Origin of the sequence: Dyadobacter linearis (genome assembly GCF_907165045.1) — a bacterium.
GTDB classification, from domain to species: Bacteria; Bacteroidota; Bacteroidia; order Cytophagales; family Spirosomataceae; genus Dyadobacter; species Dyadobacter linearis.
On record NZ_CAJRAU010000007.1, the window covers coordinates 153368 to 170046 of the forward strand.

Annotated in this window: 9 protein-coding genes; 8 read left to right on the forward strand and 1 reads right to left on the reverse strand. The window is 42.3% G+C overall.

Going from position 1 to position 16679, the window contains the following annotated elements:
- Positions 1-4: 4 nt before the first annotated feature.
- Positions 5-2482 (reverse strand): DNA methyltransferase, encoded by a 2478-nt coding sequence (locus KOD92_RS21870; RefSeq protein WP_215235737.1) that lies wholly within the window; start codon positions 2480-2482, stop codon positions 5-7.
- Between the two features lie 73 nt (positions 2483-2555).
- On the opposite strand from KOD92_RS21870, the gene KOD92_RS21875 reads away from it, so the two are divergent.
- From KOD92_RS21875 to KOD92_RS21910, 8 genes are all read left to right on the forward strand, one after another.
- A complete protein-coding gene (locus KOD92_RS21875; protein ID WP_215235738.1) occupies positions 2556-2804 on the forward strand; it encodes a hypothetical protein in 249 nt (82 codons plus the stop codon).
- Between the two features lie 519 nt (positions 2805-3323).
- Positions 3324-3836, forward strand: a complete 513-nt coding sequence (locus KOD92_RS21880) for a hypothetical protein (protein ID WP_215235739.1) — start codon at positions 3324-3326, stop codon at positions 3834-3836.
- 357 nt (positions 3837-4193) lie between these two features.
- Positions 4194-5414 carry a site-specific integrase gene (locus tag KOD92_RS21885; protein WP_215235740.1) on the forward strand — a complete coding sequence of 407 codons (1221 nt, stop codon included), beginning with the start codon at positions 4194-4196 and terminating at the stop codon, positions 5412-5414.
- A 236-nt stretch (positions 5415-5650) separates the two neighbouring features.
- The gene (locus tag KOD92_RS21890) at positions 5651-10291 is read left to right on the forward strand and encodes a DUF3320 domain-containing protein (RefSeq protein WP_215235741.1); all 4641 of its coding nucleotides are present in this window, start codon (positions 5651-5653) and stop codon (positions 10289-10291) included.
- A gap of 40 nt (positions 10292-10331) precedes the next feature.
- Positions 10332-11249 (forward strand): vWA domain-containing protein, encoded by a 918-nt coding sequence (locus KOD92_RS21895; RefSeq protein ID WP_215235742.1) that lies wholly within the window; start codon positions 10332-10334, stop codon positions 11247-11249.
- A 19-nt stretch (positions 11250-11268) separates the two neighbouring features.
- Positions 11269-12123 (forward strand): hypothetical protein, encoded by an 855-nt coding sequence (locus KOD92_RS21900; RefSeq protein WP_215235743.1) that lies wholly within the window; start codon positions 11269-11271, stop codon positions 12121-12123.
- On the forward strand, positions 12120-14597 hold the full coding sequence (locus KOD92_RS21905) for a hypothetical protein (protein WP_215235744.1): 2478 nt from the start codon (positions 12120-12122) through the stop codon (positions 14595-14597). Before KOD92_RS21900 ends, KOD92_RS21905 begins: the two co-directional genes overlap by 4 nt.
- Positions 14594-16636: a hypothetical protein gene (locus tag KOD92_RS21910; RefSeq protein WP_215235745.1), complete on the forward strand. Its 2043-nt coding sequence runs from the start codon at positions 14594-14596 to the stop codon at positions 16634-16636. The genes KOD92_RS21905 and KOD92_RS21910 overlap by 4 nt, the downstream gene beginning before the upstream one ends.
- The last annotated feature ends 43 nt before the right edge of the window (positions 16637-16679 follow it).

The following is a 16679-nucleotide window of genomic DNA, read 5'->3' on the forward strand; positions in this document are numbered from 1 at the left end:
GTAATCAAAAGAGGGTTAACGCTGACATTTTAGCGTCAGCAGACTTGGCATGTCGAATGCTATCTTTCCAGTACTCAGTTTTCAATTCACAGCCGTCGCCGAACCTTCCCATCTTCACAGCCTGGTAAACCACAGATCCGATTCCGTTAAAAGGATCTGCTACCACATCGCCTGGGTTAGAATACCGTTCAATGCATCGCTCAATGATATCGAGCTGCAAAGGACAAATGTGCTTTGTGAGGTTCTTCCGTGTTTGTGTGCCGTTCAATGTGTTTACCCGGCTGACATCATCCCATATCTCGGTGCTTAGCGCTTGCGGAGGTATGGCCATGAAAGTACGTGGTAGCATTTTGACCTGATCTAGCTTCTCACAGATTTCAATGTGCTTATGATAATCGTAGCGCTCGGTGGTGTCAATGGCTTTCCACGCCTTCAAAACATCAGATAGGTCGAGCTTTTTAAGGTATTCAGGGTCGATTAAGCGCTCGCCGGATGTCTTCCAATGAGCATGCGCGTCGAGCTGCCAGCGGGCAAGTGTGTACTGATCCTTGGAATGCTGCACTGGTTCGTCGGCATAAGCGTTTTCTGACCCTGTGGGCGGCTTTCGGAAAATTAGCACATATTCAGGCAAGCCCGCGCCCATCTTGGTCATGTCCTTGCAAGCTTCGGACCAGGATAGCCGGTAAGTGCTGTTATTCTCCTGAACAACGTCGGTGTCAATGGTGATCCGGGAAAGCAGGTGGAAGCCATGCTTTCGGAAGCACTGCGTTGTATCATCACTGAAAGGATCAATCGAAGTGAAGCCAGTACCGTTCATGTAGCTGTAACGGATCCTGTCCTTCACATGGATCGCCGCGATGCGCCCGGGTTTCAGGCAGCGGTACAGGTGAGGTACCAGGAAATCCATTTGCTCAAAGAACTTCTCATTGGTTTCATTGTGCCCGAAGCAATTGTAGTTTTCTGAATATTCATAGTGATTTCCGAACGGAATGCTGCTAACGATAAGGCCTATACTACAGTCTTTTTTGCTGGAATATTCATCAACCGAGTCGTTGTTGACCTGAATCCAGTTCGGGCCCCGCGCTTCCTGTCGGCCTGTGAACATTTCACGTTTCAGCTGATATTCGTACAAGTCGGAGTTGAGACCAAAATCCTGAATGATCGAAGTCATTTCAGATTGAAGGTTGAGATGCTCTTGCCATTTCTCTTCAAGCGTCCGCAAGATTTCAAGTTCCGCATCGGTAAAGATCAGGTGCAGGTGGCATTCGTGCAGCTGCATAAAACGGTATACCCGAAAAACCGCTTGAATGAAGTCATTGAATTCGTAATTAATGCCTACGAAAATGGCGTTGTGGCAATGATATTGAAAGTTGCAGCCACTTCCCAAGATTGACGGTTTACTGGAAAGGTATTTAAAAGCGCCTTCCGAAAAGCCTTCGATATGCTTTTCCTTTTCATCGATGGATTGAGAGCCGAACACGGATTTGCAGTCGTCACCAAGTATCTTCTGTATTTCGGTTCGCTCATGTTCAAGGTGGTGCCAGGTGATAAAATGATCATCGGGGCTTTCATCGATAATCGCTTTCATCTTGGCAACCCGGTGCGGCAAGCTTAACCGCTTCTCCTTGGCCGCTTCCGGCAGACTGCTCGAAGAGTCGGGAATGAAAGTAGATTGTCCCGTTTTCCTATCAACCTTGGTCGCTCGGTCAAAGCTGACCATGTGGCGATGAATAGTGAGTGGAGGCAGCACATAGCCGGAGTCATCATATCCCAGGTCAGACGGCTTTGTGATAAATACCGCCCAGCTCGACATCCAGAACCAGAATTCCTTTTCCCTCTTTTTGTATAGGGTGAGGTTGCCGGCCGTTGTAGAATCTCGCTGGAAGAAGCGGGTGAGTGCCTGTCCGCGGTCCATGATACCCAGATACTCCGCATAGTTGATCAGTTCCAGGTACCGGTTTGGTGACGGAGTGGCTGTATGAACAAATCGGAAAGGCACATGACCAAACGTATCAAGTATAGCGTTCGTAGTATCCGTTTCCAGATTGCGGAGGCATGAGGCTTCATCAAAGGTGACTGCAATGAATTTGGATGCATCGATATCTCCCTTCCGGATCCTTTCATAGTTGGTGATGTAGTAGGGAAGACCTTCTTCAAGCTGATCGGTATTGGTAATATATTTAATCCGGCCAATGCCCAGCTTCTTGCCATCTTTTACAAATTCCCTTTTAACCCCTAGCGGACAGACAAAAAGGACATTGCCACCTTTGTACATATGGATCAGCCGGTTCGTTTCCAGCTGCATGATTGTCTTGCCGAGTCCGAAACTGGCAAATATCCCGCGGCGGCCACCTTTGATGGACCACTGAACAATGTCGCGCTGATGCGGTTTGAGAATAGGGTGGAGGTCTTCCGGATGGATATCAAAGCCCGTTTTTTCGGCAATACGGATTTTGGCTTCCAAAAAGTTTTGGTAGTCCATTCTGAGTTTGGTTGCTTGAGTTGAGCGGATTTGCCATATTGACCTATCCGGTCAACTCAAAAATTTCTAATCAATGAGATACTTATTTCAGAATCGTTTGAATTTCCAGGCACACGCTCAGCTAGTTGTGTCAGATTCCCACGAAAAGCCTGCGTATACCTTCGAGATCAGGTCTGATACCAATCCGGGCGACTCACGGACATATCAACTGAACGGCAAAGAATTGTTGGAGCTGAGAGATCTTCTCACACAACTTATTGGAGCAGGGTCGACGATTTCGATATCTCCGACAGATATTCAACAAGCCGATGTAGTGGAGTGATATCTTGTTGAATATTATTAATATCTACGGTTAATACGCCGTTGTCAAACACAACGATATGCTTGTCGTTGATCTTTATTTCAATTTTTACGTTGTCCATAGTTCTTTATTAATGTTGATTCACTTCTTTCAATTTTCTTCGAGGTCAATACCGGGTAAGATTTGCGTCATTGGAAAGCCTAAGCAGCCACCTCGGAATCTTCAAACTCAGTTACTAATTTTTGCATCTCCTCTAATACTTTTTCGTTAACGGTTCTGTGACCCCTCACCATTTGATAGATCTGCTCTGACTTAATGTTAACTCCTTGATCATTAAGTTTCTGGGAAATTGTTTGAGCGAATGAACATCGGCTGGGAAGCTTGTCCCTAAGCTCTTTCAACTTCTTAATTCTTGTTACATTCAGAAATTTCGAATTCATACAATTGATTTTTGGCTAATGGTTGTATATTAGTCGTGTAATAGACACAAATATACAACTATTAGTGTATATAAACCAAATATTTAACACCATTTAGTGTATGAAAGAACAAGAAAAGTTCGAAAAGCTAATTGATGCGCTTGGGGTTACAGTTTATCAGTTCGGAAAGGATTTGGGCTTTGCGCGAGTTGAGCCCATTTACAAAATAACACGAGGAGATACTAAGGATCCGGGAGTGTCGATTTATGGCAAGATTAAGAAAGCATATCCAAAAGTAAATTTGGAATGGCTTGTGACAGGGGAGGGGTCAATCTTTGTCGATGAATCGCAAAAAGAAGAAAGCGAGTTGTCCTCGAGGGTTCAGCAATTGGAGTCAGAAAAGAGGCTTTTAAAAGAAATGTACGAACAGGCAGTAATTTCAAAAGCCGCAAGCCTGGGAAAATCTAAGGACGCGGCTATGTCAAGCCCAGAAAGAGATCGTATTTTAAGAAAGGACGCTGCAAGACAGGCAATCAGAAATGTGCGTCGCGGTGGTCGGAAAGAAGCTACGAAACCTCTCTCGGGTCGCGTCCAAGGAGCAACAGTTCCAAGCTTACTTGAACTCTTCGAGTAACGAGCTGGCTCCGAAAGGGCAATACTTTAAGTGGTTTACCTACCATTTTACCTACCATAAGGTGAATGCAAGCAGTAGAGGCAGATTTCCAAGACCCTCTCTCTCTGCAGGACATGATGTCAAAACATTCAAAAACCCCGTTTAAACGCTTTAAACGGGGTTTTTGCGTTTTTGGCCTGTACCAAAATATTCAAAAATTCCCGATGTTTTTATGCGCCAATCGTGGAACTCGACAAGTCCCACGAAATGACGCACAAAAATGAACTTAACTAGCTGGTTAGTAAGATGTTTACCCCGTAAACATCTTGCGTTTCAATGATAACAATTCGATTTTTGTTCATCTTAAACATTTTTACCATGTTAGAAACAAGCTTCGGGTTGAACTTCTTTTTGAAGACCCCACGCAATGAAAGTCCAGACGGAATCAGGCATATTTATATGCGGATCACCGTAAATCGCCAACCCAGAGACATTGCCACAAAGAGAGCATGGCACCCGTCCAAATGGAACATTCGGGCAGGAAGGGCCACCGGAAACAAGGAAGATTCCAAGGAATTAAACAGCTACTTGGACTCACTCAGCGCAAAAGTTTTTCAGGCTAAAAAATTACTGCTGGAAACGGACAAGGAAGTCACCGCGGATGCTATCAAGAATTTGCTCCTTGGAAAAGATGAGGACAGAAGGACAATTCTGACAATTTTCAAGGAACATAATGATCAGATCGCCGCATTGGTCGGGGCCGATTTTGCGGCGGGCACACTTGAACGATATGAGACTTCTCTGAAACACACGCGGGAGTACATCAAGTGGAAGTACAACGAGGAAGATTTCGATATCAAAAAATTGGACTTCGAATTCATCTCACAATTTGAGTTCTGGTTCAAAGCCAAAAAGAAGATCAGTCATAATACGACAATGAAGTATTTGGCTAACTTCAAAAAGATTGTTTTGCTCTGTGTCAAAAGAGGATGGCTTCTGCGCGACCCTTTCTACGCATTTAAATTTTCAAAGCGCGAGGTTGACCGGCAGGCTTTAACTGAAAGCGAACTAAAGAAGGTTTGGGACAAGGAAGTGGGCGATGGGCGTTTGGCATACGTCAAGGATATTTTTCTTTTCTGCTGCTATACCGGTCTCGCCTATGCTGATGTGTATAAGTTGAAAAGGACAGAAATAGTTGAGGGCATTGACGGCGGCAAATGGATCACCACCAAACGTCAGAAAACTGACACGCCTTCCAGAATTCCACTTCTACCGATGGCGCTGGAAATTATGGAGAAGTATGAAGACCATCCCCAATGTGAGAATGAGAACAGAGTGCTGCCGGTGCTGTCCAATCAGAAGATGAATTCTTATTTGAAGGAGATTGCGGATTTATGTGGGATCAAGAAGAATATAACCTTTCACTTGGCTCGGCATACTTTCGCTACTACGGTGACTTTGACTAATGGGGTGCCTATTGAGAGTGTTTCGAAGATGCTAGGGCATCGGAATATTAAGACTACTCAGCAGTACGCGAAAATTGTTGATCGGAAGATTAGTGATGATATGGCTAGGCTGAAGGATATCCTGCAACGATAGAAATGAGTTTCAAAACTTGAAATAGCCTAGGCAGGTATCAATTTGTCTGGGCTATTTTGTTGACAAACGGCTTGTGGAATTTCATCAAAAATTTACCGTTAAATAACTTTTTCTAAAAAATACAATAATTAAAATATTTTGTAACCGTAGAAGTAGTTAGATTTAGCTAGTCAGTCGCGTTAACCCCCTTTAAAATTTCTTGGAATCAGTAAAATTTATCCAGGAAATAACATAGTATGATAAATTCTTTACTTGCTAAGCTCGAATCAGCCCGAAAAGAGCTTCTTGACTTGGGGATGCGAAATTCCCTACTAAATTATAAAGTTCCGCAGGCTCGCGGGCTACACATTGTCCAAGAGAAATCCAGTTCAATTTATAACTTATTAGTCAGGCAGTCCAAGCCAATGTCCTTCTTAGGGCGTGCGGGAAAGGAGGACGAGCTCGACTTTGGTGACTTACCTGAACTTTCAGATGAGGAGCTGTTGGATGCCTATAATGATACACGACTTCAGACCAATGAAACTGAAAAAAAGCTTCAGACGAAAATCCTAAACACCTATTATTTCGCTAGGACCAGCATTGAGGAACAAGGTGTCAATATCTTATACCTTTCGCTCGGCATGCTTAAATGGTTTGAGGAAGGTAACAAGGAAAATGTAAGACAAGCTCCTTTGATCCTGATTCCTGTTTCTCTTGAAAGGTCGAGTGCAAATGAGCGTTTCAGAGTTCGGTATTCTGGGAGTGAAATTGGCGGCAATCTTTCTCTGCAAGCGAAATTATTGGCAGACTTTAATATTACCATTCCGGATCTTCCAGAAAGTGATGACCTGGATATAGATGCTTATTGTGCCATAGTCTCAGAAAGAGTTGCCCATCTACCGGCATGGTCGGTTGAGAAAGACGCCATTGAACTTGGCTTCTTTTCCTTCGGAAAATTCATGATCTATAATGATCTGGATAGCACCAAATGGCCAGATAGTAAAAAACCATATGACAATTCCACTTTAAAATCACTCTTTGAGACAGGCTTTCGAGATACTCCGCCTACATCAACTGAGGAGCATAATCTTGACACAGAAACGAATGCGGAAAGCTTGCTCAGTGTGGTGGATGCTGATAGCTCCCAGGTACTTGCAATGCTAGCGGTTCAGGAAGGCAAGAACATGGTAATTCAGGGACCTCCGGGGACAGGGAAATCTCAAACAATTACCAATATAATTGCGAACGCCATTGGACAAGGTAAAAAAATACTGTTTGTCGCTGAAAAGATGGCCGCATTAGAAGTAGTAAAGCGGCGTCTGGATCGAGTTGGTTTAGGAGAAGCATGTCTAGAATTACATAGCCACAAGGCAAATAAAAAGGAACTTCACGAGGAGCTTAAAAGAATTCTTGATCTTGGAAAGCCAATGCTGATGCACCTTGAGAGAGAGGTTGCGCTTTTAAAGGAGCATAAAGAAGAGCTTAATGCATATTGTGAGGCGATAAATTCAATTGTTTTAGAAAGCGGACTTTCGACACAGCAAGTCCTCGGTCATTTACTAAGAATAAACGAGGAGTCTGAGGGAGTCAATTTACTAAAATTGAAAGTCGATTATATACAAAACTGGAACCAGGCGACAATGTTGAGAGCGGAAGCAATGTGCGACCGGATCCAAGCTAGGCTATCCGATATTGGAATGCCAGTACACCTACTTTTCTGGGGTAGTAAATTAAAAGTGTTGCTTCCTAATAATGAGGAAGAGCTTCGAGATGCATTAAATAAAACCCACGAGAACCTTTTTGATCTGAATTCTGAAACAATCAGAATAGCTGCGGAATCTGGATTACAGATACCAAGCAATCTACAATCCGTGGATACCTTGCGCAACTTTGCCGATTTGGCTGCTGAAAGTCCGAATCTGAAAGAATTATCAATAGACGACTTAGGCTGGTTACAAAACAGGGTCGATCTGATTGAGCTTTTGGATAGTGGTGAAAAACTCGCAAAGATTCGCGCTGATTACCAGAGCATTTTCTTGCCGGAAGCGTGGGAGCAAAATGTCCTGGAAATAAGACAAGATCTTATCGAACATGGCTCGAAGTGGTACAAGTTTGTAATTGGCTCTTACAAAGCAAGTAACAAGCGACTTGCATCCTTCTGCATTTCTAGTCTACCAGATAATTTACAAACAAAGGTTGCATATACTGATGCTATCCTGGAAGCCAAACGCCTGCAAAATGCCATTAAGGACTTAGAGCCAATCGGTCATCGACTATTTGGTAGCAGGTGGTTGCAACATAGATCAGATTGGTACGGTTTGCGCAAAAGCGCTGACTATTTAAAGACTGTCCATGAACTGGTTCAGTCAAATGGTATCGATACTTGCATTTTCAATTTTCTGAAAAAGGACAATGCATCAGAAACTGCTCGCAAAAGTTCCACCTCTATCTCGGTAAGGGAGAAAAATTATACCGAAAGTATGCGATCGTTAAACGCTATGCTTCGGATAGATGAAAACGTTGCTCCTTCCAATTCAGAGCTGTTCCAAACGCAGCTTAATCGGTTAGAGCAATGGAATAATCGACTTGCCGAAATACATCAGGTAATTGCGTGGAATACCCTGGAAGAGACTGTTGCATATGAGAATTTACATTTCCTGACGGAAGCATCTCTTTCATGGCCAGAAGCATCGTCTCATTTAAAATTAGCACTTCAAAAGACCTGGTATGTAAAGCTTTTAGAGCTATCATTATCATCCAGCATGGCTCTGAGGCGGTTTGAACGCACTAGTCACGAGGAGGTTGTTGAAAAATTCAGAAAAGCAGACAATCTGAAATTTCAGTACAACCGAGCCTTAGTTGCATTACGGCACTGGGAAGGAGTTCCAAAGGGCGAAGCTGGCGGACAAGTGAATATCCTTCGAGCTGAATTTAATAAAAAGTCCAGACATAAGCCGATTCGAAAATTAGTGCAAGAGGCAGGCCTAGCAATCCAGGCAATAAAGCCTGTTGTGATGATGAGCCCTATGTCAATAGCCAACTTTATTCCTCCCGGAGCAATACAATTCGACCTGGTGATTTTTGATGAAGCTAGTCAGGTCAGGCCGGTTGAAGCATTGGGTGCATTGCTAAGAGGTCGACAATTAGTTGTTGTGGGGGATACCAAGCAATTACCTCCGACAAGCTTTTTTGACAAAATGACCGGCGAGTCCGAAGACGAAGACAACGTTACTGCTGATATGCAAAGCATTTTAGGAATGTGCAATGGGCAGGGAGCTTCGGAAAGAATGCTGCGCTGGCACTACCGAAGTAGACACGAATCGTTGATTAGCCTTTCCAACAAGGAATTCTATGAGAACCGTCTGGTTATCTTCCCTAGCCCTGGTGCGAAAACACGTATGGGACTTAGGTACCACTACTTTCCAGAAACTGTTTATGAGAAAGGCACTACCAGTACAAATCCAAAGGAGGCGGAGCATGTCGCAGACGCGGTTATCGAGCATGCATTAAAACATCCGAAGCAAACTTTGGGCGTTGTCGCATTCAGCTCCAAACAAATGCAAGCCATTCAGTTTGCACTAGAGATTAAAAGACGAAAAAATCCTGCCGCCGAAGCCTTCTTCACTAATCACCCGAATGAGCCTTTCTTTGTCAAGAATTTGGAGAACGTCCAGGGTGACGAAAGAGATGTCATCTTGATCAGTGTAGGTTATGGACGGATTGAGAATGGATCTGTTCCACAAAGCTTCGGCCCACTCAATAATGAAGGTGGGGAACGCAGGCTTAATGTACTAATCACCAGAGCAAAGCTAAGATGCGAAGTGTTCACAAATTTAGTTTCTGATGACATCGACGCCTCGGGTAAGAAGTTTGGTGTTAAAGCACTCAAAAGCTTCTTGTACTTCGCTCAGCATGGAAAGTTCAGCGAAGCCAAACCGATAAGCTTTCCAAAATCAACTCCTTTCGAAGACTTCGTAGAAGCAGAACTGACTAAATCAGGTTATACGCTTCGGCGACATGTAGGATCAGAAGGTTACAATATTGATTTAGCGGTTGTTGATCAGCAGAATCCCGGACGCTACTTGCTTGGCATTGAGTGTGACGGAGAAACCTACAAGAATGCCAAATCTGCCAGAGACCGTGATCGTCTTCGCAAGGAAGTGTTGGAGGCAATGGGCTGGAAAATGTATCGTGTATGGAGTACCGACTGGTTTCGAAACCCCGAGCGGGAGTTGCAAAGGCTTGTTGACGCAATCGAGAAGGCTAAAGAACAAGTCATTCTTGATGATGTCGTCGAAGAAGAAATCCAGAAAGACCTGGCATCTCTTATAAGAGAGGATGTAACAATTGAATTCCTTCAACCTTTTTACCAGCTCGCTGAACTTCAGGCCGAAATCGGCAGTCAGGAATTGCATACATATCCTGCTGGAAAATTGGCGAGCTGGATTCATGAAGTTGTAAAAGTTGAAAGCCCGGTTCATTTTGACGAAGTCGCCAGGCGAATTACTGATGCGGCAGGTGTGTCAAAAGTTGGTTCAAGAATACGACAATCATTTGAAGGCGCAGCAGTTTATGCGGCAGGAGCTGGTCTAATTACTATAAAGGAAGGGTTTCTCTGGCTTCCTGACATGACAATCCCGGTTGTTAGGGAACGGAGTAATATTCCAGCCGCTTCAAAAAAGTTACACCTAATAGCTCCAGAAGAAATTTTGCAGGCCATTCAGCGAGTAACTGAAACCTCGCTGGCAATTCAGCCTGATGCTTTGGTCCCGCTCGTTGCAAAAATGCTCGGCTTTCTGCGGGTTACAGAAGAAATGCGAAGAGAGATCTCAGAGAAAATTGACCACGCTGTAAGGAAAGGAATGATAAGGAATGAAGGTGGGCACTTAACCACTTAATAGTCAACGAAATGTTTTGCCAATATAACCTAACAATAAAATGTCAAAAAATTGGATTTGCGTTAATGATTCGCAGCATGTATTCGATGCTCAAACCGCTGCAAGTAACGGATATTTCTGTCCTACCTGTGCATACGGGGAGGGGATTCTAGTGGAGGGAGGTTCTGTAACATCGCAGGCCACAAGCGATCTTGGTTTATGTATTATGGTGCTGGATTGTTCAGGTTCAATGAACGATGCTGCCTTCCAAAACAGTCCTATTTCTAAGAACGAATTGGTTGCACGAAGCGTGACTGCGGGAATATATTCATTGATAGGCAACTCTTCCAAAGAGTTTGCATATATGTTGATTATTGGATTTGATCATGAAATCGACATACTACTACCGTTTACAAATCTCGAAACGATTTTTAGAGATTATCCAGAATCAAAGGTTTTTGAACAGGAACTTTTGAGTAAAATGAAAGTGAAAGGCGGCGCGACTGACATAAACGAGGCCCTGAAGATTGCATTTAACTTTACTCAACAGTTCATTAATTCGTCGATATCAAGTCTTGGGAATTATGCTCCACGAGTACAATCTGTAATGGATAATAATTTTGAACTGCATAATATCCCGAACGTTAGAGTATTACTGTTTACGGATGGAGGTCAATATACAACGAGCGGAGAAAGGATATTGCCTAGTCCTTTCAAAGATCTTTCATTTGATGGAAAAAACTTTGATTTGTTAATGAGTGCTTACTATGGTGAGGTTGGTGAAAAAGGATACTCCCAACTATTGAGTCTTTCGAGCAAATGTCCATCGCACTTTGATACCGACCAATTCTTTCTCTTCGATGATCCTAAAAAAGTTGCAAATCTAAAAGGCCTTTTTCGAATGGCTAGTGGCGCTAGCGGTTTCTGTCCAAAGTGCTTGGAAGAAGCAAACACAGTGACGACAGACAACAGACAGTAGTAATAACGAGGATATTATTATGCGTAAAACAATACAGAAAAGTGACAGTAAAAAGAACGTGAATGCTTGGCGGCCAAACTCGCCAAGCATTCTTTCAGAAATTTTCATGTCCGCGGGCCCTCGGAAAAACTCATCCGATGACACAGAATTGGGAGAAGATGTTGTCGGAATCTCATCTGGATTTAATCGAACTTTTTTTTGGCTAATGGACGGCACTTCGGAAAGTAGTTCGGTTGGTAGTAGCACGGAAGAGGATGAGCAGGAGATCAATTACGTTTTTTCTAGTCGATTGTTGGCTCAGGAATTATCCTATTTTTTTCAGCAGAACTGTGAAAAAGAGCGTATTGCGAAGCTGGTTACTTCTGCCATTCGAGTAATAAAAATAAAATGGTTAGAAGAACTCAATAAATTGCCAGAGCAAAAAAGAACGGATATAAGTGATTACTTATCAAAAGGACTTAATATTCGCTGCTCTTCAACGCTTGTATTTGGTTATTTTAGTTCCGCAGGAGAATTGCAGTACGTTAATTACGGAGACTCTAACGTAATTCCAATTAGTAATGCAAAACATCTAAACATACCAATATTAGAGCCTACTGCAAATAGAATTATTCTCCAGCTATCAATTAAAAATGGTCTATTTGACATAGAGAGCAATAATATTGATGATATAGAAGAGCACCTTTATTTTGTACGCAATATTCGTATCGTCTATGTGTTTTCTGACGGTATTGGTAAGCTTATGCAGTCTCGACTAAAGTCATCACTTGGAAATAATGAAGCTCTTGTAAGAGCTGTAATGGCAAAGGCGCCTCATAAGACGTATGATGACAAGTCGCTAATCATCTTGAAAAGAAAACTTATTGGGAGGTGAAAGTAAATATTACTGGATTTGTCGCTGATTTTATTTCAGACTTCGACCCGAAAGACCTGGAAGCAAATATCCGGCGGGGATGGAAAGTTTCTGCGGGAGACTACTTTAAATTTCCGGTCAAAATTGGCAGCAAAGAGGTTTTTGTAAAAAGGTTTCAGAAGAAACCCAAGGAGATATCTGGATTTCAGTTTCTCAAAAAGATTGTTGGCCAGAAATTATCTGGTCTCCCTCAAATCTATGACTTAGTATCTCTAGTCGAGGACGGTAAGGAGACACATTATTTGTTTACTGAGCTTATTGTAGGTGATACCTTAGACAACCTTCACCGCTCTGGATTGAGTCTCAATCCTAAGAAGTTAGCGACGGACTTGAATTTAGCTCTTGAAGCAATTAATAGTCATGGATTTTGGTTTCCTGATTTTGATCCCAAAAATATATTCGCCTCTAAAAGCGGTGAGTTTTACCTTATAGACTTAGATAGTACATATCCCTTAGCTGTGTATCCACAGAGTTCTTTATATGGATCAAAAGATTATTGGAAACCAATTTATGAATATTGCACGCAGAATTTTCCGCATGTTGACAGGAAGATAATAAGAGGAGATGTCCTAAATTCTCTCAATTTGACGTATTTGTTAGCCCTTTATTCTTTTTATGTTAATAGAGATTCAGATGATTTTACAGCAAGATCTATCACTCATTTGAATACTTTTTTAGTTGAGGTTGCAGCGCCTCAATTGAAATATATATACAATTTTTGCTTTCCCGTATCGGCCGTGGGGAATAATTATCAGAGGAAGGTTACAGTCGCAATAATTCACGAACTGATTGACAAGTTTCTGTTTGTAGGGTATGAGAAATTTGATATTTGTCAACTTCAAGAATCACCTCAGATCCTATATTTTTTAGCAAAAGAATGCACTGTACCTTTTGGAAAGCATGGCAGTGCGCACGAACTTAGTTGGTCTGTTAAAAGGGCTGCCAATACAGTTATAACGAATGTTGGCAAAGTGCACCACAGAGGTTCATCGGTGATTACTGTTACAACAAACCAAGAATTCAGATTAGTTGCTGAGAACGCCAAGGGTAGGCAGGAACTGGGATTGCATCTTAAAGCAGAGCAGTTACCTATTATTAAGGAATTCTCTGTGAGTAAACAAACAATCAAAAAAGATGAGGAAATCGAAATAAGGTGGCATGTAGATCATTCAACCTCTGTGTATCTTCATTTAGGCGCAAACTCAAGACGAGTAAGTATCAGCGGCGTTTTTAAAAAGAAGATAGATGATACAAGCTTGATCAAATTGGTCTGTAAGGCGTCTGACAATAGTGTTGAGGTTGTTGAAGGAAATATTCAAGTGAACGTACTTAAACCAGCTGACATTATTAGATTCGAAGCAGATAAAAAGGTAGCACTACTTGGGATGGAGGTCAAGCTCAGTTGGGAAGTATTAAATGCGACCAAGGTTACACTTCTGCCTTTAAATATAGATATTTCGAACACCTCTCAATACAGAACTATTCTTTCTAAAAATACGACATTCATTCTTGTGGCGCAAAATGCCGCATTCACTCAAACAGCTACTGTTGCTGTGCAAGCCCAAGAAAAGCCGAACATAGTTGAGTTTAGAGCGAAAAAGCAATTGATTGAATTAGGTTCATCGACAGAACTTGTTTGGGATGTAAAGAATGCACATTCTGTCAAGCTAGATCTGGGGAATTCCTCAGTTGAAGTTTCGATGAGAGGCTCGAAAATATTCTCACCGTCAAGATCCCAGGATTGCAAAATAATAGTGACAGGGTTAGATCAGCTTACTCGAATCGAAAAAGTTTCTAGCGTAACAGTTGTCCAACCTGTGATAATCCGTCTATTCAAATCAGATAGTAGCTTTATTTACGGAGGACAATCAACACATCTCAGCTGGGAGGTTGATAACGCAACCGACATCACCATTCTACCGGACAACGTAAAGGCGACTGGACTGAATAAGCTGGAAGTTAACCCTGGCAATACTACGATCTATACACTCACCGCAAAAAATGCACTGCATTCTGTTTCAAAAATCTGCCAGATCGATGTGGGGCGCGCTCCGACGCCATTGTGGAAGCCAGTGTTCGTATTGTTGGGAATAATTGCATTGACCGTAATAGGGTCGTTCTACTATCAGTATTATAACAATAGATTGATTGTAAACGAAGTTTATAAGTACTATCACGACGGTCAAAAACTTGCATTTACCGATTGTGACCGCGCTGCCTATGCTTATCGGCAGGCCTTTGACCTAAATTCCACCTTACCACCGGAACTTCGTTTAGATTCGCTGAATATTTCCGCCAAACGGTATGAAATAAACGGTAATAAGAGGTGTGAGGCATATGGTCGCAAATCCTCTAAGATTAGATATATCATAGAATGCAATTACAATTTATCTGCCGCTCTTCGCGGGAGCGGACAACCCCAAACTTGCAAATGAGAATACTTTACCTCGTCATTATCTTATTTCTGGTCAATTTTGAAATAGTTGCTCAGGATAGACTTGACAACTGGCAATGGGCTGAATGGGAACAGACGGCCAAGCACTTAGACGAAGGTGATTTTAATTCGGCAATGGCTATCTGTAAACTTCATCCACGTAATCGAGGTTTTGCTGAACGACTGAAACAAATTCAAGATTTGAAACAACTGAACTCGGAAGGAGAGCAGCAACAAAAGGCGGGACGATATTTTGAGGCAATAGCCACCTACAAAAAACACAGGACCAGTTCTGGGGTTGGCAGTTTAACTTACTTCGAGAAAAAAATTGATCAGTGTGTAGCAAAAGTTGCCATGTCAAATTTGTCCCGACTAAAAATTCTGCAACGACAAGTTTTCGCCTCTGAGTTAGCCGTTCGTGCTCTTCGAGAGTTGGAAGATCAAAACGCATCAAGTGCCCTTAAAGATTTTACCCAAGCCCAAATCGTGATCGGTAAGACTCAAGGCAATTTAAAGATCCTAATAGACCGAGGAGTTACAGCTTCTAAGGCATTTATGATTTGGGATAAAAAATACCAAATTGCAAAAAATAACAATGTTAGCCTCGAAGGCGAGCAAGATCTTTTAGTTGAGCTAGGATACATTCCGCTTGTCAAAATCCCCTCACTGAATCGCCGGTTGGCAACTGTTATTGAAGAGATTGCTGGGAAGAATTCTATTGAAGAAGCGCTTAGTAGTTGCGAGCTAGATAGGCTTATAGAAACCTTATCAGCCAGTTCCGAAATTGTTTCTTCACAGATTTTGGACAGAAGAAATGTATTTAAAAGCACTTACAGTAAACTGCAAGTATTGAATGGTGATAGGAAGCATGACTCTACCATTACTAGTGGATATCGAAGTCTTTACGTACTTATGGCGGCTTTTCCAAAAGAAATACAATTAGGCTTGAAGCGATGTCTCGACGATGGAAGAATAGCTGCTTTAAAAGCTTTTCTTGCGCAGGCAATAGCTGAAGGAGATACACGTGCGGCAACTTCATATAGAAAGACACTGTTAGAAGAGATGGGGATTCAGGAAAATGTTCAGGAAGATTGTGTTGATGTAGCTGCTTTTAATTCTAATATTTCGAAAGTGAGAGACGCACTGCTAAAATGTAATTTGAGTGAAGCGCAGCAATTATGGAATGAGCTGGAAAAGGCCGCTGATTGTAATGATAAAAGGCTGAAGCTCCAAGCCAATACCGATCTAGGTAAAAGAATAACTCAGTTGATCGCAGCTGATCGCCAATATAACAGGCTGCTAAACGAAGCAAGAGATGAAATAAAGCGAGGAAATTTCAAAAATGCAAAGGCAAAATACTTGCAGTTATCCAAGACGGATGTGTGTGACCTTTCCAAAAGGGATACCGACCTTAAAGTCGCACTTGACCAACTGAGCGAGTTGGAAGGTAAGTATAAAATCACTCTCGAACTGGTTGGTGGAGTTGGAGGCAACAAGCCGCTATATAAGGTCAATTCAGAAAGTCGTCCAATGAACTATGGGATAACATTTGGAGCAGGTATTCAGGTCGCATATGTAAACCCCGCAAATTCAGCTGCCCTTGTTTTCGGAATTGAGTATATAAGCACGAGCTATTATTCTGCAGATAAGAGCAGCTATTCATTGGAAAAATTTACCGTGAATGGGTTGAGTGGGTCGTTATCTATAAAGATGAGTCCATTCAAAGAAGCGAGGATTAAACCTTACATGAAAGCAGGAGTCGAGGGAATAGTTCCCTTGTCTAACCAATATGAAAGATACTCGTCATTAGGAGCTATTGGCAACAATGCCCAATTGAAGCACTTTCTTCCATCTGTACTTGGAGCGCTGGGAGTTGAATTCAAAGTGGCGAATGTCCCAATTTTTCTTGAAGTAATGGGGTTCACAAGCGTTGAGAGTGTTTTAGATAGAAATCAAAAAAATATTTTGTCACCTGGAAATCAGGAAGTTGACGCGCGATTTCGGAGAGCAAGCATACGGCTTGGTGTTAAGCTGTTCTAGCGCTTCCTATTTCACAGAATGTCACCAGCTCCCTAGAAAATTG